The organism is Arthrobacter sp. MYb227, assembly GCF_002975435.1.
Classification (GTDB): domain Bacteria; phylum Actinomycetota; class Actinomycetes; order Actinomycetales; family Micrococcaceae; genus Paeniglutamicibacter.
In genome coordinates this window covers 51,888-72,697 of sequence record NZ_PCPT01000008.1, presented here as the reverse complement: position 1 = coordinate 72,697, position 20,810 = coordinate 51,888, and the positions used below count along the sequence as shown (strand labels likewise).

Here is a 20,810-nt window from a genome sequence, read left to right as displayed (position 1 = left end):
TGGGCATTACAAAGGCGGTGCGCGTCCCACACGGCTTCAACTAAAGAGCCGGAGTTGAAGCGCACCGCCTCAAAAAAATTTTTCTACTATTTATTTATTACTGCTTTTTGGTGTGCGGTGCAGGCTTAGGAATCGCTGACTTAGTTTCTTCTAGAGTCTCTGAAACCTTGGCAGCAGCATCGTGCGCTGCCTCTTCTGCCTTGTGCTTGGCCTGGCTAATCGCCTCGGAAGCGTTCTCGGGGAGATCCGAAGCGGCTTCCTTCACTTTTTCTCCCGCAGTAGCGGCGGCATCCCCCACCGTCTTTTTAGCTTCGGCTGCTGAAGCTGCTACTTCTTCACGAACCTCTTCAACCGTTGCCTTGGTTTCTGTAGGAATATTTGCACGGATCACAGTTGGTTCAACCGGAGCAGGGGTCTTCCACGGGTCATCGATCGGTTTTGAGGCTCGCCATGCGGCAACCGCAGCGGTACCGGCAGCTGCGATGATCGCGAAGATCAGCAGTCCCTTTTTCTTTTTGGCAGGTTTTGGCACGGCTTGAAGCTCCTTGCTTGTCTTATCAATGGCTGCTGTGGCCGCGTGTTGAAGTCTTTCAAGAGTCTGCGGCTCGGGGGTCAATGACTCAACAATATTTTCCACTGCAGCTGGCAGCTGAACTTCGTCAAGCTTGCGTGTAGTGAAATCGGCAGCCTGTCCCAACTTTTCCTGGGCAGCCGGAAGATAGTCGTTGACCACAAGATCACGTGCATGCAGTAGGGCAGGCGAGGCCTTGTCTATTGCATCGTGTAGGGCCGGAGTTGCCCTATCCACTGCTTTTTGAACTCGAGGGGTGGCCTCATCAATTGCCGAAGAGATCTTGGGCCCCACGCGTTCAAGGGATTCTTGAAGCATCGGTGTTACCTTCGATACCGTTTCGGAAAGTTCGTGAGCGGCCCAATTTAGCCCCTCCTGAATTTTCGGTGATGCGGTCTCGATGCCCTTTTCAATCCGCGGTACTGCCCATTTCACTGCAGTGTCAATCTTCGGTGCAGCCCAATCCAGTGCCTGTTCCGCACCCGTAGCAATACTTTCACCGAAGTCGCGTCCAATACGTTCTGACTTCACAATGAACCCCTCTATCGTTTTGGTGGCTTTTTCCTAGCCTACGGTGTCCAAAGTCATAGAGCTATTACCGAGCAGGTATATATGGGTGGTCTTAGGCGGTGTTCACTGAACGCGTAGCCATTGGCTTACGGGCTTGCTGGGGTCATGGAAGAATGAATTTATGACTGCAATCCCTACGCACACAGCGACCATCCACACCAACCTGGGCGACATCGTCGTCAACCTCTTCGGCAATCATGCACCGAAGACGGTTGCGAACTTCGTTGGCCTCTCAAACGGCGAACAGACCTGGACCGACCCGAAGAGCGGCGAAGAGAAGGTCAACACCCCGTTGTACAACGGCACCATTTTCCACCGCATCATCTCCGATTTCATGATCCAGGGCGGCGATCCGCTGGGACAGGGCATTGGTGGCCCGGGCTATAACTTTGATGACGAAATCAACCCGGATCTAGACTTCCGCGAATCGTACAAGCTGGCAATGGCCAACGCCGGTACCCGTGGCGGCAAGGGCACCAACGGCTCCCAGTTCTTCATCACCTCGGTTCCGACCACCTGGCTGCAGGGCAAGCACACCATCTTTGGTGACGTCACCGAAGAAGCTTCCCGCAAGGTTGTTGACGCGCTGAACGCAACAGCAACCGATGGTCGCGACAAGCCACTTGAAGACGTAGTAATCTCCAGCATCGACATCGTCAAGCTCTAGAGGTTCGGCTCAGCTGCGGGATATCCCCCGTAGAGGGCTAGACAACGGCTCCGACTACCTAAACCGCTATCAGCGGCGGTACTCGGAGCCGTTTTGCTTAAAGCATGCAACTTAACGCACCCACCAAGGCACAATCACTACTTATTTTCGATCTTGGTAAGGCATCATATTCTCAGGCCCCCGATATTCCCGGTGGATGAGCAAACACGCAGGAGAACTTTCCAATGTCTTATGGCATTTCCAATCAGGACCAGGCACTCTCGGCGCCGGTATGTCCTCGCCACCCCGAGAGAATTTCCTATGTCACCTGTCAGCGTTGCGGACGCCCGGCCTGCGCCGAGTGCCAGGTAACTGCGGCCGTCGGCACACAGTGCGTTGATTGTGTTCGTGAAGCAAATAAGAACATCCCCAGCACCAAGACGCTTTTTGGTGGCAAAGCTACCGACGGACGACCACTGATCACCTATATCCTCATAGGTATAAACGTAGTGGTCTTTGGGTTACAGATGGCCATTTCCGGATTGACCAATGACCTGATGTACGCGGGCATCTACACAAGCCCTTTTGGGCCATCGGAACCATGGCGCATGCTGACCTCAGCCTTTGCCCACTCCCCCTCATTTATTGGGCACATAGCCTTTAATATGTACGCGCTCTACATCTGTGGCCGAGTCATTGAACCGATGCTGGGCAGGGCACGATTCTTGGCGCTCTATCTGATTTCCGCCATGGGCGGATCAGTAGCCGTGTTGTTGTTCTCCAGCCCGCTTTCGCCAGTAGTAGGTGCCTCGGGTGCCGTCTTTGGCCTGTTTGCCGCACTCTTTGTGTTGATGCGTTCGCGTGGAGTTCCAGTAGTGCAGATCGGCATTTTGATGGCGGTCAACCTCGCCATTGGATTCATTTTTCCCGGAATCTCGTGGCAGGCACACGTTGGCGGACTAATTATTGGCGCAGCATCGGCGGCAATTTTTGCATATGCACCCAAAGGAACACAACGGGCTCTAATGCAATGGCTGGGCACAGCTCTACTCGTAGCGATTCTTGTTGCTTTGACGCTCTGGGGCTCTACTACAGTGGCTCTTCGGCTCTAAAAGACGAACAAGACTTGATAATTATCCACAGGAGTTATCCACACTGTTAATAACTCACAACCATGTAATTCACTTGGGGAAAGCCGTCGACAAGACCGAGATTGCGCAGATTTAATCCTCAAATTTCCGAGTTATCCAATCTATGCACAATTTCATCCACACCTGTGGATAACTTAGTGCACAAGCTGTTGGTAGGGGTGGATTCCGAATGGTCGGGCCCAGGGTGGGAGTGATTCGAAAGTTTGACCGAATCAGCGAGTTCCCGCGGAAAAGCGACCTCTACCAACCCCTGCGAACAAGGGTTGTCCACACAGGTTGTCCACAATGTTAATAACTTGCACCAGGGGGCCCGGAGGCACCAGGTCCCGCGCTATCGGGCCGGAGCTGGCGCCAAATGGGAGGTAACCCACAGCCTTATCCCCACCTGTGGATAACTCCTGTGCACAGCATGTTACTAAGTCACTCGGGTGATTCTCCGACGTTTGTATGGAATTTTTTGAGAAGAAACGGAATTGCAAGCCGATTCAATCCGCTTAGCGCCATATATTGAGAACCATCGGATTCACACGGGTAGTGAACGATTTATAACACAGTGAAAAGGAATTTGAGGATGAACTTAACTTTTGGATGGATTCGAGACGAGGATATCCACGCATGGGCAAAACTCACCAATCAGCTGGCGCTGATCGATGACTCAGATGAGTTTTACACGGCAGAAGATTTGCTTGAAGAGTTACTCGAGCCTGGTCTAGATCCCAAACTCGATACAGTGGCAATTTGGGCTGCCGACGAGATGATCGGGTACGGGCAGATTCGTGTAGGACAGCAATTGCGCGATGAAATGTGCAGAGTTTCGTTGGGTGGCGGGCTTCTACCGGCTTTCAGACGGCAAGGGTTAGGAACGAAACTGCTAGAAATTCTCGAGGCACGTGGGATTTCCAAGGCAACTGCTCTACATCCAGCTACAGCACTGGCCTTTGATATGTGGGGCCATAGCGTGGGACATGGCGCCGGAATCCTGGCAGAAAGTATGGGATATACAGTTGCTCGATATTTTCAGGATATGGAGATAACTTCAGAGAATTTTAGGCAAGAAACCGAGAACTGGAACCAAACAGAAAACCTGCGCGTACTGCCATTCTCCGAAGGATATTCCGAACGGGTGCGAGTGCTGGATAACGAGGCATTTTCTGATCATTGGGGTTCGACGCCTAAAACCATCGATGAGTGGAACGCTATGACCTCGGCGCGAACATTTAGTGCCGAGCGATCACAGATTCTCGTGGGGGAAATAGAGCCGAACGGGCCCGAACAAGTTCTTTCCTATATCTTGGCTTCAGAATGGACTCCCGGGGAGCTATACGTGGCACGAGTAGGAACAGGACGCGCCTCACGAGGAAAGGGATACGCGGCCAAATTACTTTCCAGCGTAGTGCTAAACGCGTTCAGCCATGGTTACACCAAGGCAGATTTAAGTGTTGATGCCCAAAGCCCCACCGGAGCGGTGGGCTTGTACCAGCGCCTAGGCTTTTCGGTCACTCGAACCGGGGCCATGTATAGAAAAATTGTCTCGGTGAAAGAAATTGATTCTCGGATGCACGCTCCCAGCGCCACGCTTGAGCATGGATAACATCTCGTGCTATCCAAACAGCGGTATTACAAGCATGATTGCCAGCAATAACATCACCAATGCGATAACACCATCGAGGATTCGCCACGATACCGGATTTGCAAAGAAGCCTCGCAGGTGACGGGCTCCGAAACCTAAGGAGCTAAACCACAACACACTGCCCAGGGCAGCACCCGTACCGAAAAGCCAGCGACCGTTGGGGCCCTGTGCCGCCGCAATGGAGCCAAGCAATACCACGGTGTCCAAATAGACATGCGGGTTGAGCCATGTCAGAGCGAGCGTTGTGAGAACCACAGATTTCAGTGTGCTCCCTGATTCATCGACCGAATGTGTCAAAGACTGCGGGTTCGCTGCCCGCCGGGCAGCAAATATTGCATAGGCAACTAGGAATACAGCTCCACCGAGTCGTGCCACGGTGATGAACCAAGGCGCAATACTGAGTAGCGCCCCAAGCCCTGTGATTCCTGCAAAAATCAGAACAATATCCGAGGTCATACATATCAATACCGCCGCACGAACGTGTTCTTGGCGGATACCTTGACGTAAGACAAAAGCGTTTTGAGCACCGATTGCCACTATTAGCGATAGGCCCGTGGCTAGGCCGGTAAACAGAGGTAGAAGAGTCACCCTTTGAACTTATTTGAGCACAGCTATAGTGTCCAACTAATTATTCTAAGGATTCATTAGAATCTCTTAATATGGAACTACTTGGTGACCACCTACGAACCTTCAAAGTCGTCTTGGAATCAGGGACGCTCGAAAGTGCGGCACGTGAACTCAGCGTCACGCCCTCGGCAGTCAGCCAACGACTCAAATCATTGGAGAGGCAAGTCGGAAGCGTGCTTTTTATCCGTTCTCGACCCATCCGGGCCACGGCCAGCGGAAATGTATTGTTGCGCTTGGCACGAGAAACGGAGCTACTGGCGGCGGAAGCTCGAGCAGAGCTAGGACTTCCCAACGAGACTTCCCAACGTGTCGAGCCTTCGAAAATCTGTATCTCGGTAAATGCAGATTCATTGGCCAGCTGGTTTACTCCGGTACTACACGGATTGGCCCAAACGGATCATATTGTCTGTGAGATTCTTCGGCACGATGAAGCACACTCCACCGAATTACTTCGTTCGGGTCAGGTGATGGGAGCGGTAACCACCAAGAGTATGCCGGTGCAAGGGTGTACCTCGGTGCCATTAGGAGTCATGACCTATCGAGCCATGGCAACGTCCGAATTCATAGAAAAGTGGTTACCGGGAGAAGACCCACACCACGAGTTTGCCCAAGCTCCCATGGTGAGCTTTGATCGGAATGATGATCTGCAATTGGGGTTGCGCCGTCGGATTCTTGGAAAGAATAGTAATTTGTCCGTCAGTGAACATTTTGTTCCAGACTCGGTGCAATATGTTGAAGCGGTTAGAGCTTCGCTTGGTTGGGGAATGATCCTTGATTTTCAAGATCCACAGGATGGGTCGTTGATGGCGCTGAACCCTATGTGGCAAAGTCACATCAGCTTGTATTGGCAGCGCTGGAAAATCCCATCAACGGTACTCGATACGCTCAGCAACCTCGTCTGTGACGCCGCACAGCGTGCAGGCATGCTTACTAACGAATATTCCCCGCTGTAATCCTACTGAAAGGTAACAAGCAGGACTAAGCTCTGAGTATGAGCTCACCCGACTCCGTGAAACTGAAGCCTAAGGCCTCAATCCTCAATAGTTTTCGACTAATGATCCCAAAGGTTGCCGGAAATCCGCGGGTAGTAAAACATGGGATGTCATTGTGGCCACCCTTTTGGGGAGCTGGGATCGAGGTCAAGGAAATTTCCGCCGACTGGCGTTCTGCCACGGTAATCATGCGGCAACGACCCTGGAATATGAACTATGTGGGCACACACTTTGGTGGCTCACTATTCTCCATGACCGACCCTTTTTGGATGATGATGGTTCTGCACAATATCGGTGAGGGACACATAGTGTGGGATAAATCAGCTGAGATTAGCTTCCTAAAACCAGGTCACGGAACTCTGCGCTGTAATTTTCGCCTTGATGAAGCAAAACTGAGTGACCTTAGAAATCTCTTGACGGCTCAGGGCAAGGCAACGATGTGGTTTGAGGTAGAAATTATCGACGCGACAGGTGATGCGGTGGCACGGGTACGCAAGGAAGTATATGTGCGCACAAAAAACCCGGCTCCGCCGAAACCAAATGCAGCGAAGCCGGGATATCAATAAGAATGTTTAGCGCGGACCACCCGGCGGACCGATAATCAGCAGGACCGTGGTGATAGCAGCAACCAAAACAACGCCAACTATCGCCGAAAGCCATGGACGACGCAGCGCAGTAGCCTGAATAGTTTCGATAACACCTACGGGAGTATCCCCACCCTGAGCTAATCGCCAAGAATCACTAAGCAGTCCCCGTTTGAGGACCGAGCGTTCAAAGGGCAGTGTGGCAAAGGGAATGATCGCGGTCGCGATTCCAGCGATTCCACGGCCAACGCTCCAACGTTCATTGACCCATACAAAGATGGTGACCAAACCATAAGAAATGAACACCACACCGTGCATCATGCCAAAGATCCTGACAAATGCCGGCTGCTCAAACCCGTATTTCATGACCATGGCAAAGATCAGCAACGCCCACGTGACCATCTCGGCTGCTGCAAGAAAACCATAGAGTTTCTTCGGAGATAGCTTTGACACTGAGGACGTTTGACCTGCGGGTGAAACCGTTGAGGGCTCTGGGCGAACCATGGGTATGGGACCTTTCGTGGGAGTTGTAAATTTCCAGATCAACCTTGTGATTGGTTAAGCTGGATGGGTTGGAACGAAGATTTGTTCCCCGGACGATGCAGCCGTACCCAGACAGCGACAAGACGGCCATCGAAAGGAACCGGTGAACCATTTTGTCTTGGATCATTTTGATTATTTCTGGTGTATTTGAAGCAGTATGGGCCGTTGCCCTTGGAGCTACTGCCGGATTCACCAAACTTGTCCCAACAATTACTTTTGGTGTCGGACTCGTCATCAGCATGATTGGTCTTGCCTGGGCCATGAAAGAAATTCCTACGGGAACCGCCTACGTGGTGTGGGTTGGAATCGGAGCAACCCTAGCCGTGATCTACGGAATGATCTTTGGTGGCGAAACAATCAGTCCGATTAAAATTGCTTTGATCATTGGATTTATTGGCTGCATCATCGGGCTAAAAACCGTGAGTTAACGCCAACCGGTGGTCATGAAGAAACCCACCATGGCGAAGCCAAAGCCAACCACGATGTTCCAGCCGCCAATGATGGGGATTGGAAACAACGTTTGCGAAATGTAGTAGACCATGATCCAGACAAGCCCCAGCAACATCAAACCGAACATTACCGGTTTGTACCACTTAGGCATCGGCTTATCGTTGGCTACTGCCGCACCGTTGTTCTGCGGCTTGCGGTTCTTCCGACGTGTCTTGGATTCAGGCACGGTGCGTCTCCTTGAGTCTTCTTCGCGTCGACACGATCCAACGAGTTGGTGTCCGAACGGTAGGCTAGAGGGTGGACGGTATTGGAAAATACCAATACCGTCCACATCTAATACTATCTGCTCACACTGGAGGTTGCCCGGTTCGCGGTTTCCTTCATCTGAGGCGAGGAAACACCATGACACAAGTTGCTACCCGGCGCCGAAGAAAACCTTCGGTGGGTCAACGACTATTGGGCGGATTGGGTGAAATACTCATCACGCTTGGCATCGTTTTATTGTTGTTCGTCGCGTGGGAGTTGTGGTGGACGAATCTCGATGCCAATAAGGCACAGCAAGAAGTCACAGCACAGTTTGCTCAGGGCTTGGAAGTCGGACCTGCACTAGATGAAGACAAGGACTTCGGTCCGGCACCCATTGCCAAGATCCCTGATAATGAAACCTTCGGAATCTTCTATATTCCGCGTTTCGGCAAGGACTTTGCTCATCCTGTAACAAACGGTGTTGGCATGGATGTCTTGAACACCGTGGGTATTGGACACTACCCGGATACTCAAGCACCGGGTGAGCTTGGAAATTTCGCCGTCGCTGCACACAGACAAACTCACGGTCAAGTTTTTTGGGATATTGATAAGTTCCAAACGGGCGACAAAATCTATTTGCAGACCGCTGAGGGTTTCTACACCTACGAATGGCGCAACACCGAGATCGTTGAACCGTCTCAGGGCGAAGTTCTACTACCGGTCCCCCACGAACCGGGTAGTGAACCCACAACTTCAATCCTGACGATGACCAGCTGCCACCCACCTTTCACCACAAGATTGCGCATTATTGCGTATTCGGAGCTCACCTCCTGGCGCCCAGCCGATGCCGGCCCTCCACGTGAGATTGCCGATCTTGTAGCCAAGACAATGAAGAACTAAGAAAGGGAGAGCCAAGAACATGTACGCGTGGATTTTTAGGAACCTTCCTGGCCCCCTGTGGTTCCGTATCATTCTGGCACTTGGCCTGATTGTTGGGGCCGTACTATTGCTCATGAACTATGTTTTCCCGTGGCTGAGCCAATACAGCCCGTGGACCGAATCAACGATTGGCCTGATGCTGCTGTGAATGCCCCCAAAATTTTAGTCATCGACAACTATGACAGCTTCGTTTACACACTCGTTGGGTATCTTCAAGAGCTCGGCGCTAAAACCACTGTCATCCGCAATGACGATTTGAGCGTGCCCGAAGTCATCGAACTTGCCGAAGCCCACGACGGTGTCTTGGTCTCCCCCGGTCCGGGAAATCCGGCCGAAGCCGGTGTATGTATTGAAACGATCTTGTGGTGTGGTGAGCACTCTAAACCAATGCTAGGTGTCTGCCTAGGTCACCAAGCACTAGCTGAGGCCTATGGTGGAGTCGTGACGCATGCCGAGGAGCTCATGCACGGCAAGACCTCCCCCGTGACCCACACAAATCACCCAATTTTTGTAAACATCCCCAGCCCGTTTACCGCGACTCGCTACCATTCCTTGGCAGCAGTGCGCTCAAGTATCCCCAAATGCTTAGAGATCACTGCCGAAACCGCAAACGGCGTCATCATGGGGCTTTCACACAAACAAGCACCGCTGTGGGGTGTGCAATTCCACCCCGAATCGGTGCTGACCGAGGGCGGCTATCAGATGCTTGGAAATTGGCTAGAATTCCTAGGCTTTTCCGGTGCCGCAGATCATGCATCAACACTGAGCCCACTGATCCGGGCGAACAGCAACTAGTAAATTTTCTACCGCCTTTCTAAAAGAAATAGGTGCGTTGTTCACGATCCTTAGACCGTGAGCAACGCACCTATTCTTTGTTAAGTGCGTGGCAGAACTAATCGTCTTGCTGATTCCCAGACTCATCGGTGCTATTCGATGATGTGGAGCTAGAATCCGAGCTCTTGGTTCCGGGTGTGCTACTGGGCTCAGAAGAAGATTCGGTGCTTGGCTGTTCGCTTGGGGATTCTTCCTCAACAGGGGGTGGTTCAACCACTGGAGCTTTTGCTACATACACCGTTACACTGCTGCCCTGTTGCACAGCTGCACCCCTGCTGGGGGACTGATCAATAATGGTGCCTGGTGTAGCAATTTCGTTTTCTTCTTCAACAACATTGATCCGCAAACCTACACCTGGTGCCGTCAGCACGTTGGTTGCTTCTGGAACCTTAAGCTCAATGAGTTCTGGCACCGTAACCATTCCGGTGGAAATGATCAGGTCGATAGAACTCCCAGATTTCACTTGTTCCCCGAGAGCCGGAACCGTTTCAATGAGCGATCCAGAGGGGATCTGCGCATCATTTTTGGTGGTTACATTTCCGACAACGAATCCCAGTTCGGATAGAGTCGCCCGAACGGTAGCCTCAGAAGAGCCTTCGAGAGTTGCTGGAATTTTGAGGTTTTCAGGGCCCTTAGATATCAGTAACTGAACAGTGGAACCCTTAACTACCTGCGTGTTTGCCGAAGGATCTGAAGAGACCACGGAACCAGGTTTGACCGAATCATCAAATGTATCTTCGGAACGCGGAACAAGTTCCAGATTCCGAACTGTTGATTCGGCTTCAGCCTTAGTCATTGTTGAAAGCTGGGGGACCGTGACAAGTGCGTTGCGTGCGGCTTCGGCCTGTATCCAGTTATAGAAGAAGAACCCACCAACGGCCAAAGCGATCACTATAAAGACGGAAATTACCACCGTCCAAGCCGTCTTGGATCTAGCACGATATGGATCTGCTGGAACAGGGTCATCGTGTTGCCACTCGGGATCCTCATCCCAAGATTCTTCCGGCGCTATTGCATCCAAATGCCCGGTAGCTGACATTTGAGCAGGTTCGCCAGACGGAGCAGCAAAAGATTGCGGCAACGAAGCAGGAATATTCTGCGGAATGAGTTCGGTTATTTGCTCGGCAGGCAGCGGGATTCCATTGCGCGCATTACGCAGTGCTTGAGCAAAAGCATGAGCATCAACATAACGGTCTTCGCGGTCCTTGGCCAGTGCCTTGAGCACCACATTGTCAAAGATTTCCGGCAGTGTAGAAACGACGGCGCTGGGCGGATCGGCTTTTTCTCCAACGTGCTGGTAAGCCACAGCCAGTGGTGAGTCCCCGATAAACGGTGGTCTGCCGGTGAGCAGTTCATAGAGCAGACAACCAGTTGAATATAGGTCGGTGCGGGCATCAACAAGTTCACCGCGAGCTTGCTCCGGTGAAAGATATTGGGCTGTGCCCACAACCGTTTGAGTTTGCGTCATGGTGCTTGAGGAATCTGCCATGGCTCGGGCAATACCAAAGTCCATGACCTTAAGCGCGCCCTTGGTAGTCACCATGATGTTTGCGGGTTTGATGTCGCGGTGAACAATTCCCATTGAGTGTGAATGCGCTAAGGCCTCTAAGACCCCGAGAACATAATCAATGGCCAGCTCAACGGTGATCTCACCGGCCTTATGCATATCGCGCAATGTTCGTCCGCAGACATATTCCATCACGATATAGGGAAGTGAAATGCTTGATCCATCGATCTCGCGTTCTTCTTCACCGGTATCGAACACCGAAACGATGTTCGGATGATTTAGTCCGGCAACCGCCTTGGCTTCACGCCGAAAACGAGTCTGAACCATAGGGTCCCGCGCCATTTCCGGGCGCAACAGCTTAATTGCAACCTTGCGGCCGAGTATTTTATCCACGCCCAAATGGACATCGGCCATTCCGCCGCGTCCAATGAGTTCTTCAACGATGTAGCGACCGTCGAGAATACGTTCGGTGCTCACCGTTTACTTCCTTTCAGCATTTACTGGCCCGTTGATTGGGTAGTCGGCGTAGTAACTGGCTTATCTTTGATGACTCCACCAGGAATTCCGGCATCCGGATCGGAGCTATCGGTGCTAGGCGCCGTCGATTCGGTTGGCGACTGGCTCGGTTTCTCCGAAACAGTCTCTGGACCAAGTGATATTACGTACGTGACGACCGTGCCTGGCTCCACATTGGTGCCTGCTACGGGGTCCTGACTCAGCACGGTACCGGCAGGTAAGGAATTGTGAATGGAGGATCCAAGACTTGCCTGAAGACCGGCTGCCTTGAGCTCTGCAACGGCAGCGGCCTGCTGAGCCTTAACAATATTCGGAACCGTAAGCATCCCTTCGGAAACCGTCAGCGTAATTTTGGATCCGGCAGGTTGCGCACCGGTGGGACTGATATCAATCACCGTTCCAAGTTTGCTGTTGTTCGGAACTGTCACAGTTGAAACTTCAAAGCCAAGATCGCGAAGCTTCTGTGCAGCGGTTTCCACGTCGCGTCCAACATACGAGGCCCTATTCACATCAACTGTTGCAGGTGCTGTAGTGCTTGGGGCAGTGGTGCTCGGGGAAGGTGACTGCGAAGGAGACTCGGAGGGCGTTTCGCTAGATTCCGTGGGTGAGCTGCTGATACTGCTTGCCGGAGGCGGCGTGGACTCGCTGGGAGTCTTATTGCCGGTGAGTATTGGCAACATGAGGGCGCCAACAATTGCAACAACTACCAAGACCAACAAGACAATCAGCGGTGTAGTCCAGGGACTACGACGCTTAGTTGCAGGAGTACGGCGGTCAGCCTCTTCGTAGACTGGTTCTTCATCGGGTTCCCAGGGCTGTGAAGCACCGAGTAATGAATCAAAGTTCTGTGCCTGTGTCGGTTCCGAATCCGCGACAGGGATCTGCGGCATTGCATTAGTTGCCGGAGCAGGAGCAGAAATCGTTTGGTCTACCGGTTCAAAAGCAACGGTCTGATCCCCCGCGGCGGGTGTCTGCCCAAGCGCCTGAGTCGCTGCATCCGATCCGGTGAAGAGCAACATGCCAGGTACTGCCATGGTTGCTGTTTCGGGGTTTCCAGAACGAATCGCATCGGCGGCAACCGCCAGAGCCTCGGCGTCGGCGGGACGATCGGAAGGATCCTTGGCGAGCATGGACATGACAAGCGCACGCACGGATTCCGGGATTGATTCCGGAAGTGGTGGTGGTGCGTCATTAACCTGAGCCAACGCAATGGCAATCTGAGATTCACCGGTGAAGGGTCGTCGACCAGCCAAAAGCTCATAACCAATAACGCCCAGGGCATAGATGTCCGAGCTACCGGTTGCCTGCTGTCCAGTTGCCTGCTCCGGAGCAAGATACTGTGCGGTTCCCATGACCTGACCGGTTGCGGTCAGCGGTACCTGGTCGGCAATGCGAGCGATACCGAAGTCGGTGATTTTCACGCGGCCGTCGGGAAGCACAAGAATATTTCCCGGCTTCACATCGCGGTGCACGAGTCCCTGCACGTGTGCCGCGGCAAGTGCCTTGGCGGTCTGCGAAATAATCGACAGAGTGCGGTCAGGGGAGAGCACACGCTCGCGCTCGATGATTGTAGACAGCGGCTGACCCGGAACGAGTTCCATGACCAAATAGGCTGAGCCTTCTTCTTCACCGTAGTCAAAGACGCTGGCGATACCATTGTGGTTCAACAGGGCAGTATGCCGGGCCTCAACGCGGAATCGTTGGAGGAATCCGGGATCCCCGGTGTATTCCTCCTTGAGGATCTTGATTGCTACCAGACGGCCAAGGACCTGGTCCCGTGCCCTCCACACCTCACCCATACCGCCAATGGCAATACGGTCGGTCAATTTGTATCGCCCGCCCAGGGTGATACCGGAAATTGGCCTCACTGGTTGAACACCGCCTCTAGAATCTTCTTCATGTTGGGACTGGTCAGTGACGAGCCAGTCGAATAATCAATTCGTTCAAAAACAATAGTTATAGCAACTTGTGGATCATCTGCCGGGGCAAACCCGGTGATCCACGAGTTCACTTCGGCAGCGCCCTTACCGAGTGTTGCGGTGCCGGTCTTAGCAGCAATATCGAGGCCTGGCACAGCGGCCCGCTTCGCGGTTCCGGTCTTGACCGGGCCACGCATTAGATCGGTGATCTGATCCGCGATTTCCTTGGAGGTAGCCGTGCTAAATTCCTTGGGTTTCGCCTCGGAAAGAACCTTGAGATCCGGGGCAATGACGCGCTTGACCAGATTTGGTTCCATGATGACTCCATCATTGGCGATACCCATAGCAACCATGTTCATTTGCAGGGCCGTTGTCATAACATCGAACCCGCCAATGGAAGCCTGTGCGAGTTCTCCCGGAGTCATGTTCGGTGGGAAAACACTCGGCTGAACCTTCAATGGAATATTTAGCTGCTGCCCAAAGCCAAAGCGTTCGGTGACGTTTTCATACGCTTCACGCCCCAGTTCCTTGCTCATCAAGGCAAAGGGAGTGTTACAGCTCTGCGCGACGATGAAACTGAGCGTGGCCTCGGGCTTTGATGCGCAGATACCTTCGTTAAAGTTGGTCATCTTCACCGGGTCGGTGATGCTCTCCGGGTTATCTAGCACCGTCTCGGCGTTGTATTTGCCGGATTCAAGCCCTGCCACCAGGTCCAATATCTTGAACGAGGAGCCAGGATTCATGATGTTAGAGATTGCAGGGTTTCGATAAAGATTCAGTTTCGGGTTCTCGGCGATGAGTTTCTTCATGTTTGCCGCGGCCTGTTTTGAGCTATGAACCGCCAAAAGGTTGGTATCGTAGCTCGGCTTTGAAGCCATAGCCAAAATATTTCCGGTCTTAGGTTCGGAAACAATGATTGAACCTTGTGTCCCGTCAGGAATCAGATCGTAAATAAACTTCTGCAGCTTGCCATCGATGGTGAGCTCAACCGAGGCACCCTCATTTTCCTTGCCAGAGACAAGATTAATAATTCTGTCGAAGAACTGATCCTGACTCTTACCCGTCAGTTCGGGGTTCATTACCGATTCAAGCTGAGTGGAGCCATTGGCCAAGGAATAGAAGCCAGTCAGATGCGCATAAAGATTCGGATCCTTATACACACGCTGGTACTTAAACTGGCCGTCCGATGGAACAGACTCGGCAATGGGTTTGCCATCAACAAGAATGGCACCGCGTGGAAGATCAAAATCTCTGAAGAGCTGACGTTTATTCAACGCGTTCTCATTGAGGTTTTTGGAATTGAAGAACTGAACGTACGACAAGGCGCCTAAGCACAAGACAAAGAGCAACATGACTGCAATCCAGGTGTTACGAATTGCTTGGTTCATCGCTGTGACTCCTTTCGTGCACTGAGTAGTCCTCGTGAATGATCCGGTGCCTTGGTGGCAACCTCCGCGGTAGCCGAAACTCCAGCGGTCATGGGACGTCGAGAATTATGTGAAATTAAGAGCAACAGGGCGACAATAATCCAGTTTGAAAGCAGAGAGGAACCACCGGCTGCCATGAACGGTGTTGTTAACCCGGTTAGGGGGATTAGACGGGTCACGCCGCCAATGACCACGAAGCACTGCAAACCAATCGTGAAGGAGAACCCGGCGGCCAGCAATTTGCCAAACGAATCACGCGAACCCAATGCTGCGCGCATTCCACGGCTAATGAGGATCAAGAACAACAACACGATTGCTGTGAGGCCGATGAGTCCTAGTTCTTCGCCAAGCGACGCGACGATCATGTCACTATTGGCCAAAGGAACCATATAGGGGCTTCCATTACCAAGACCGGTACCAACTAACCCACCGTTGGCGAGACCAAAGAGACCCTCAACGATCTGTCGGCTACCACCTATCGCATTATAAATTTCTGGGTCAAACGCATTGATCCAGCCATCGATGCGTCGGGTTACGTGGCTCATGGTGAGGTACGCAAAGACACCGCCAGCAACAAGCATTGACATGCCAATGACGATCCAGCTCACGCGCGCAGTTGCTACGTAGATCATGACCATGAAGAGGCCGAAGAACAGGATCGAGGACCCCAAATCTCGTTGGACCACCAAAACTCCGATGCTCACGAGCCAAGCAACGATCATTGGTCCTAAATCGCGGGCTCGTGGAAGCTGGAGCGGACCGATCTTCTTTCCGGCAAGCAGGATTAGCTCACGATTCGCCGAAAGATAGCCGGCAAAGAATATAGCAAGAGTGATCTTGGCAAGTTCGCCAGGCTGAAAGGAAAGACTATTACCTATACGAACCCAGATTCGCGCACCGTTGAGGATCACGCCAAACCCGGGGATCAAGGGGAGCAGCAACAGGACAACTGAAGCAGCGAGCGCAATATAGGTAAATCTACGCAGAATTCGATGATCACGAATTGCCCAGAGGGTCACCATGGCAATGACCATCGCAACGCCTGTCCACAGGATCTGCCGCCCTGCCTGGTTGCTATCGCTAGAAATCTTGGCCAAGTCGATCCTGTGGATCATTGCCAAACCAATACCGTTGAGCGCAACGGCGACCGGGAGTATTACCGGATCTGCATATTTAGCCCAAATGCGCAGGACCACATGGAAAACCAAGGAAAGACCCGCAAGGAAAAGTCCTTGAGTGATGAAGTCTTGGTTTAATCCTTGATCGCTGTTGACACCAACTAAGTAGTACGCGCCCATTGAAACGATAAGGGCTAATAGAAGAAGCAACAATTCCATGTTGCGCCGGGAAACCGGTGAAGTTTCTAGTTCGCTCATGGGGAGATCTCCTGACAGTAGGAGGGTAAGGCGGGCAATGTTTGTGGGGAGTTTGGATTCTCCGGAACCATTACCGGACAGTTTTGCTTCGCAGTCACGGTGAGTTCGTTGACAATCGTCTGAGCATGGGCGAGATCCTTGGCGGGAAGCGAGGATTCAATGCGCTGACGCGTGTATTCGGGCAGTGCATCGAGTGGAATCTCGGTGACAGCATCTACCTTTGAAAGCTTGATGGGGCCAAGATCTTGGGAAACTCCCTTGAAGATAGCAACCTTCCCAGCTTCGGTACCAACGAAGTATTGAGTTTGGGTCCAGAGATAGCCCCAGACACATACCGCAGCAAGAATGAGAGTCATCAAGGACAAAAATGCAGGAACGAGCCATCGTCTTTGCTTGGGAGCATCGGGTTCTAGATCCTCGATGGAAATCGGGGAAGATTCTGGAGCCTTGTGCGTAAGAATTGCTGCGGCCCGTTTTTCGCCCGAGCGTTGAGTAACAACAGGGATTTTTCCGGTTTCCGTGGCAAGCTGAGCGGCACCGACCAGAAGATGAGGTCGCTTGCTCATTTCATGGCGGATGAGCGCAGCACTTGCCTCGATATCACCCTCGGCAGCAATACTGAGCTGTCCGGTATCGGGAGCGGGCTCGATCACTGGTTCTTCGCTAGTGAAGGGCGCCGGTTCAAGAAGGGACTCTTCTTCAACAACTTCAAAGACAACAATCGTGACATTATCCGGAGAGCCGTGAGCCAGAGTTGTCTCTACAAGATCGTTTGCTGTTTCCTCAAGCGATGCCGTACCGCGAATAATCCGTTCGGTGATTGAATCGGGAACCACGGCATTCAGGCCATCGGAACACAACATCCAACGTTCCCCGGCCTTGACCTGGTATTTATTGACATCGAGTTCTGGGCTGGCATCAGAATCGCCAAGGACCCGTAGCAGAACGTTCTTGTGTGGGTGTAGCTCGGCCTCTTCGGGGCGGATCCGACCCTCATCTACAAGTCGCTGCACAAAGGTATGGTCGTGGCTTACTTGCTCAAAAACATCGTCTTTGAGCCTATAAGCACGTGAATCACCAATATGAGCAAATTGCAGTACATCCCCGGTCAACAACATGGCAGTCACCGTGGTGCCCATGCCCGAAAGCTTGGGGTTGGCGTTAACCAATTCATTGAGGACCAAATTTGCGGCCTGAATTTCATCGGGCAGGACAGTTTCGGGATCCTTGGTATCTGGAACATCTAGATGAACCAAATCCAGTACCGTCGAAGCGCTGGCGACATCGCCACCAACGTGTCCTCCCATGCCGTCGGCAACTACCGCAAGGTAGCGCCCAACATAGGCCGAGTCATCATTTTTCGAGCGAACTTTGCCAACATCGCTGCGCGCCGCAAACTTGAGCACTAACGCCATGCTTAGACCCTCAGCTCCATGACGGTTTTACCGATTCTGATCTTTTGTCCGAGCTCAACGGGTTGTGCCCTAGTCAATTGGTTTTCGCCAAGGAATGTTCCGTTGGTCGATCCGAGATCCTCAATGAACCAGCGAGTTCCTTGAGGAAACAGGCGCGCGTGACGGCCCGAAGCATAGTCATCTTCGAGCACGATCGTGGCTTCTTGCGCACGCCCGAGCAAAATTGGACTGGCGGTCAGCTGATGTTCGAGGCCTGCCAAGGGTCCCTCAAGAATCACCAAGGTGGAGGCCTGCTGCTTAGCTGGAGCCTCCGGCTGGGGAGTCAGCTCGGGATTCTTACGGATTTCACGTGCTGTAGGTGTGCCGGTGCGTGCTTTGCGGCCGATTGCAAGGTCGCGGCGTAGTGCCCCAACGATGCTCAGGACAAGTAGCCACAGCAGAATCAAGAATCCTAGGCGTAGGACGGTGAAGACGAGATCGTTCACGCGCGCCCTCCTTGTGCTTGGGGTAAGAGTCTAAAGACGATGCGGGTTTGTCCCATCGCAATATTTGAACCATCCAAGAGCTCTGCCTCGCCAACAACACGCTGACCATTGACGAAGCTTCCATTGGTGGAGCCCAGATCAACAGCCCAGCTGGTAGTTCCGCGCTGCTCAATTTTAAGATGCTTGCGGGAAACGCCGGGATCTTCGATAGGGATATCGGCTTCCGCCGAGCGTCCCAACACGATGTTTGCGTGGTTCAGAGCATAACGCTGACCTGCAATATCGAGAACCGGTAGCAACTTTGCCGGTTCTTGTGGCGGGGTGGGGGGTGCAGCTGGTGCCGGCGGTGCCGCGGGCGTTAAACGTGGTCCCGCAGGATTCGACTCGGATGTGGTTGCATCAACTTCAAAAACCCCGCTCCTAAGTTCAATATCTTTGCGAAAGTTCACTTCAATGCCGCCTTGCAGGGTGTAGCCCTGGCTCTTGGCATGTTCCATGGCAATGGAGCATAGTTCCTGAGCCAGCGGGGAACCCCATTCGCGAGCCTTCGCGAAGTCTGACTCGGAAAGGCGAACCATAAAACTGTTGGGAGCCAATGTACGTTCTTGAGAAATCGTCAAGGACTTGGCATCCATGGAATTGCGTAGTCGGGTAGCAATTTCAACGGGTTTTACTTCTGAGCCGCCAGCGCCACGGAATACGCTAGTAACAAGCTTCTCTAGCCCGCGTTCAACATTGTCGATCAGACCCATTGCTTCGCTCCCTCCTTGGTTCCATTCGTTCGATTGCCTCCTTGGGAGACAACCCGGTGTTGATGATTGATGCTCTACACCATGATTGATACTACTGGTCTTGCCTAAAACTGGGCAGAAATGTGCTTAAAATTGCCCTCATTTGTGCAACGAACCACCAGTATTTTTGGTTGCACGATGGTGTCACTGATCACAGGTGCGCTCTCGATTAGTAATCCGCGGCATCTCATGTATATGATTGTTCACGCTGCTAAAGCCAATGGCTAAGCCGCAAAAGTGAATATGCGCGAGTGGCGGAATGGTAGACGCGCTGGCTTCAGGTGCCAGTGCTCGCAAGGGCGTGGGGGTTCAAGTCCCCCCTCGCGCACATATTAGATAAAAGATCCCCGGTCTGATGACCGGGGATCTTTTGCGTGTGATTCAAGAGTGCCCATGGAAATATGGGCGTTTACGGAACCTGTACTTTGCTATAGCCAATGCATTCAGGAACTTGCCAGCTAACTCAAGGGGAAAATTTCACCATTCTCCTCTCCGACGAGCCCTAAATAACTCTTTAACGCTTGTCCGAGGTTGCGGATCCTAACGCTGCCGTGGACAAGGAAGCAACACTAGAAAAGCAGCACTCAGATAACACCCTGTACACGGTTCTATCCCATGGTCATAGTTATTGGATCGAAAAAGTGCGCACCGGTGATCCATCCTGGATCACATGCGGAGCGACTTAAAATGTGTGTGAACGCCAAGTCTTAGAACTCAGTGGGGCCCGTCGCAAGCAATTTTTGGTGCCTATGTGATCAAAACACTTGTGTGAGAAGCGCTGAAAACCTGCGGTTTGGGGCCAAAGTCAATGAATTGATGCATAGACTGAGGATGTTCAAGCTTTTCAACGTCACGACGTACAAGTAGGACAGGGGCAATCGAATATGGCGTCTAAGACACCGCATCAGAATGTTTCATTCCCATCTAAGGGGCAGACCGCGCATGGCTATTTAGCCGTGCCAGAGAGCGGAACAGGCCCCGGAATCATTGTGGTTCAAGAATGGTGGGGCCTAACCGACCACATTCGCGATGTTGCAGATCGTTTGGCGGCCGAAGGATTTGTCGCCTTAGCACCGGATCTCTTCGGTGGATGGATTACCCACGATGGGGACGAAGCCGCCCAGATGATGGGCAATCTCCCCGCGGAAACCGGCGCCGACCTACTTGCCGGCGCCGTTGATTACCTCTTATCCCTGGATGCTGTGACCAACACCAAGGTAGGAACCATTGGATTCTGTATGGGCGGCGGATTTGTCCTAGCCCTAGCAGCCCAACAGGGCGAAAAGATTTCCGCAGCGGTTCCGTTCTACGGAGTAGGCCAAGGGGTCCCCGAGAGCTATACGGGTCTTAGTGCGGCAGTTCAGGGTCATTACGCTGAACATGATGGCTTTTACCCGGTAGACCAGGCACGCGCCCAGGAGCAACAGATTCGTGAAGAATCTGGCGCCGAAGTCACGTTTTATTATTATGATGCGGCACATGCGTTCCATAATGATCAGAACCCGGCGGGCAACTACCGTGAGGATGCTGCAAAGCTGGCCTGGAGCCGTGCAATGAAATTCCTCAAAGAGAACGTTTAATAACGAGATTT

General features: G+C 52.5%; 21 protein-coding genes, 1 tRNA gene and 1 riboswitch. Of the genes, 11 read left to right on the top strand and 11 right to left on the bottom strand.

All coding sequences use genetic code 11. The features are described 5' to 3' along the window. Positions 1 to 97 precede the first annotated feature (97 nt). The gene (locus tag CQ018_RS14800) at positions 98 to 1,102 is read right to left on the bottom strand and encodes a hypothetical protein (RefSeq protein WP_105550795.1); all 1,005 of its coding nucleotides are present in this window, start codon (positions 1,100 to 1,102) and stop codon (positions 98 to 100) included. Positions 1,103 to 1,262: 160 nt separating this feature from the next. Here CQ018_RS14800 and CQ018_RS14795 point away from each other — a divergent pair, with 160 nt between their 5' ends. The 3 genes from CQ018_RS14795 (at position 1,263) to CQ018_RS14785 (ending at position 4,529) form a co-directional block, all read left to right on the top strand. After that, positions 1,263 to 1,808, top strand: a complete 546-nt coding sequence (locus CQ018_RS14795) for a peptidylprolyl isomerase (protein ID WP_105550794.1) — start codon at positions 1,263 to 1,265, stop codon at positions 1,806 to 1,808. 224 nt (positions 1,809 to 2,032) lie between these two features. Continuing rightward, positions 2,033 to 2,899 carry a rhomboid family intramembrane serine protease gene (locus tag CQ018_RS14790; protein ID WP_105550793.1) on the top strand — a complete coding sequence of 289 codons (867 nt, stop codon included), beginning with the start codon at positions 2,033 to 2,035 and terminating at the stop codon, positions 2,897 to 2,899. 610 nt (positions 2,900 to 3,509) lie between these two features. After that, positions 3,510 to 4,529, top strand: a complete 1,020-nt coding sequence (locus tag CQ018_RS14785) for a GNAT family N-acetyltransferase (protein WP_105550792.1) — start codon at positions 3,510 to 3,512, stop codon at positions 4,527 to 4,529. Between the two features lie 9 nt (positions 4,530 to 4,538). Here the strand turns inward: CQ018_RS14785 and CQ018_RS14780 are convergent, their stop codons facing one another. Further along, positions 4,539 to 5,156 carry a LysE/ArgO family amino acid transporter gene (locus CQ018_RS14780; protein WP_105550791.1) on the bottom strand — a complete coding sequence of 206 codons (618 nt, stop codon included), beginning with the start codon at positions 5,154 to 5,156 and terminating at the stop codon, positions 4,539 to 4,541. A 71-nt stretch (positions 5,157 to 5,227) separates the two neighbouring features. On the opposite strand from CQ018_RS14780, the gene CQ018_RS14775 reads away from it, so the two are divergent. After that, entirely contained in the window at positions 5,228 to 6,148 is a 921-nt protein-coding gene (locus tag CQ018_RS14775) for an ArgP/LysG family DNA-binding transcriptional regulator (protein WP_105550790.1), read from the top strand. Between the two features lie 38 nt (positions 6,149 to 6,186). After that, positions 6,187 to 6,753 (top strand): YiiD C-terminal domain-containing protein, encoded by a 567-nt coding sequence (locus CQ018_RS14770; protein WP_105550789.1) that lies wholly within the window; start codon positions 6,187 to 6,189, stop codon positions 6,751 to 6,753. Between the two features lie 6 nt (positions 6,754 to 6,759). Here the strand turns inward: CQ018_RS14770 and CQ018_RS14765 are convergent, their stop codons facing one another. Then, positions 6,760 to 7,224, bottom strand: coding sequence for a DUF3817 domain-containing protein (locus CQ018_RS14765; protein WP_258142635.1), 465 nt, complete (start codon positions 7,222 to 7,224; stop codon positions 6,760 to 6,762). Between the two features lie 118 nt (positions 7,225 to 7,342). Beyond that, positions 7,343 to 7,406, top strand: a riboswitch (guanidine-III (ykkC-III) riboswitch). A gap of 21 nt (positions 7,407 to 7,427) precedes the next feature. On the opposite strand from CQ018_RS14765, the gene CQ018_RS14760 reads away from it, so the two are divergent. After that, entirely contained in the window at positions 7,428 to 7,742 is a 315-nt protein-coding gene (locus tag CQ018_RS14760; RefSeq protein WP_105550787.1) for a multidrug efflux SMR transporter, read from the top strand. On the opposite strand, the gene CQ018_RS14755 is transcribed toward CQ018_RS14760, so the two are convergent. Then, complete coding sequence (locus CQ018_RS14755; RefSeq protein WP_105550786.1) at positions 7,739 to 7,990, bottom strand: cell division protein CrgA; 252 nt, start codon at positions 7,988 to 7,990, stop codon at positions 7,739 to 7,741. The two genes, CQ018_RS14760 and CQ018_RS14755, sit on opposite strands and share 4 nt — an antisense overlap. A gap of 176 nt (positions 7,991 to 8,166) precedes the next feature. Between CQ018_RS14755 and CQ018_RS14750 the strand changes: the two genes are divergently transcribed. Genes CQ018_RS14750 through CQ018_RS14745 form a run of 3 tightly spaced genes read left to right on the top strand, consistent with a single transcriptional unit; the run spans position 8,167 to position 9,744 of the window. Further along, positions 8,167 to 8,910, top strand: a complete 744-nt coding sequence (locus tag CQ018_RS14750; protein WP_105550785.1) for a class E sortase — start codon at positions 8,167 to 8,169, stop codon at positions 8,908 to 8,910. Positions 8,911 to 8,929: 19 nt separating this feature from the next. Beyond that, positions 8,930 to 9,097 carry a hypothetical protein gene (locus CQ018_RS20100; protein WP_181149915.1) on the top strand — a complete coding sequence of 56 codons (168 nt, stop codon included), beginning with the start codon at positions 8,930 to 8,932 and terminating at the stop codon, positions 9,095 to 9,097. Further along, entirely contained in the window at positions 9,094 to 9,744 is a 651-nt protein-coding gene (locus tag CQ018_RS14745) for an aminodeoxychorismate/anthranilate synthase component II (RefSeq protein ID WP_105550784.1), read from the top strand. Before CQ018_RS20100 ends, CQ018_RS14745 begins: the two co-directional genes overlap by 4 nt. A 97-nt stretch (positions 9,745 to 9,841) precedes the next feature. On the opposite strand, the gene pknB is transcribed toward CQ018_RS14745, so the two are convergent. The 7 genes from pknB to CQ018_RS14710 are packed head-to-tail and all read right to left on the bottom strand — an operon-like array spanning position 9,842 to position 19,180. Then, positions 9,842 to 11,767, bottom strand: a complete 1,926-nt coding sequence (gene pknB, locus CQ018_RS14740; RefSeq protein WP_105550783.1) for a Stk1 family PASTA domain-containing Ser/Thr kinase — start codon at positions 11,765 to 11,767, stop codon at positions 9,842 to 9,844. A 20-nt stretch (positions 11,768 to 11,787) separates the two neighbouring features. Continuing rightward, positions 11,788 to 13,674 (bottom strand): protein kinase, encoded by a 1,887-nt coding sequence (locus CQ018_RS14735; RefSeq protein ID WP_105550782.1) that lies wholly within the window; start codon positions 13,672 to 13,674, stop codon positions 11,788 to 11,790. After that, positions 13,671 to 15,113, bottom strand: a complete 1,443-nt coding sequence (locus CQ018_RS14730; RefSeq protein WP_105550781.1) for a penicillin-binding protein 2 — start codon at positions 15,111 to 15,113, stop codon at positions 13,671 to 13,673. The genes CQ018_RS14735 and CQ018_RS14730 overlap by 4 nt, the downstream gene beginning before the upstream one ends. Further along, on the bottom strand, positions 15,110 to 16,528 hold the full coding sequence (locus tag CQ018_RS14725; RefSeq protein WP_105550780.1) for an FtsW/RodA/SpoVE family cell cycle protein: 1,419 nt from the start codon (positions 16,526 to 16,528) through the stop codon (positions 15,110 to 15,112). Before CQ018_RS14725 ends, CQ018_RS14730 begins: the two co-directional genes overlap by 4 nt. Next, positions 16,525 to 17,943, bottom strand: coding sequence for a PP2C family serine/threonine-protein phosphatase (locus CQ018_RS14720; protein ID WP_105550779.1), 1,419 nt, complete (start codon positions 17,941 to 17,943; stop codon positions 16,525 to 16,527). Before CQ018_RS14720 ends, CQ018_RS14725 begins: the two co-directional genes overlap by 4 nt. Positions 17,944 to 17,945: 2 nt before the next feature. Then, positions 17,946 to 18,428, bottom strand: a complete 483-nt coding sequence (locus CQ018_RS14715; RefSeq protein WP_105550778.1) for an FHA domain-containing protein — start codon at positions 18,426 to 18,428, stop codon at positions 17,946 to 17,948. Continuing rightward, a complete protein-coding gene (locus CQ018_RS14710; RefSeq protein ID WP_105550777.1) occupies positions 18,425 to 19,180 on the bottom strand; it encodes a DUF3662 and FHA domain-containing protein in 756 nt (251 codons plus the stop codon). Before CQ018_RS14710 ends, CQ018_RS14715 begins: the two co-directional genes overlap by 4 nt. 284 nt (positions 19,181 to 19,464) lie before the next feature. On the opposite strand from CQ018_RS14710, the gene CQ018_RS14705 reads away from it, so the two are divergent. Beyond that, positions 19,465 to 19,547, top strand: a tRNA-Leu gene (locus tag CQ018_RS14705). A gap of 556 nt (positions 19,548 to 20,103) precedes the next feature. Beyond that, positions 20,104 to 20,799 carry a dienelactone hydrolase family protein gene (locus CQ018_RS14700; protein ID WP_105550776.1) on the top strand — a complete coding sequence of 232 codons (696 nt, stop codon included), beginning with the start codon at positions 20,104 to 20,106 and terminating at the stop codon, positions 20,797 to 20,799. Positions 20,800 to 20,810: the final 11 nt, after the last annotated feature.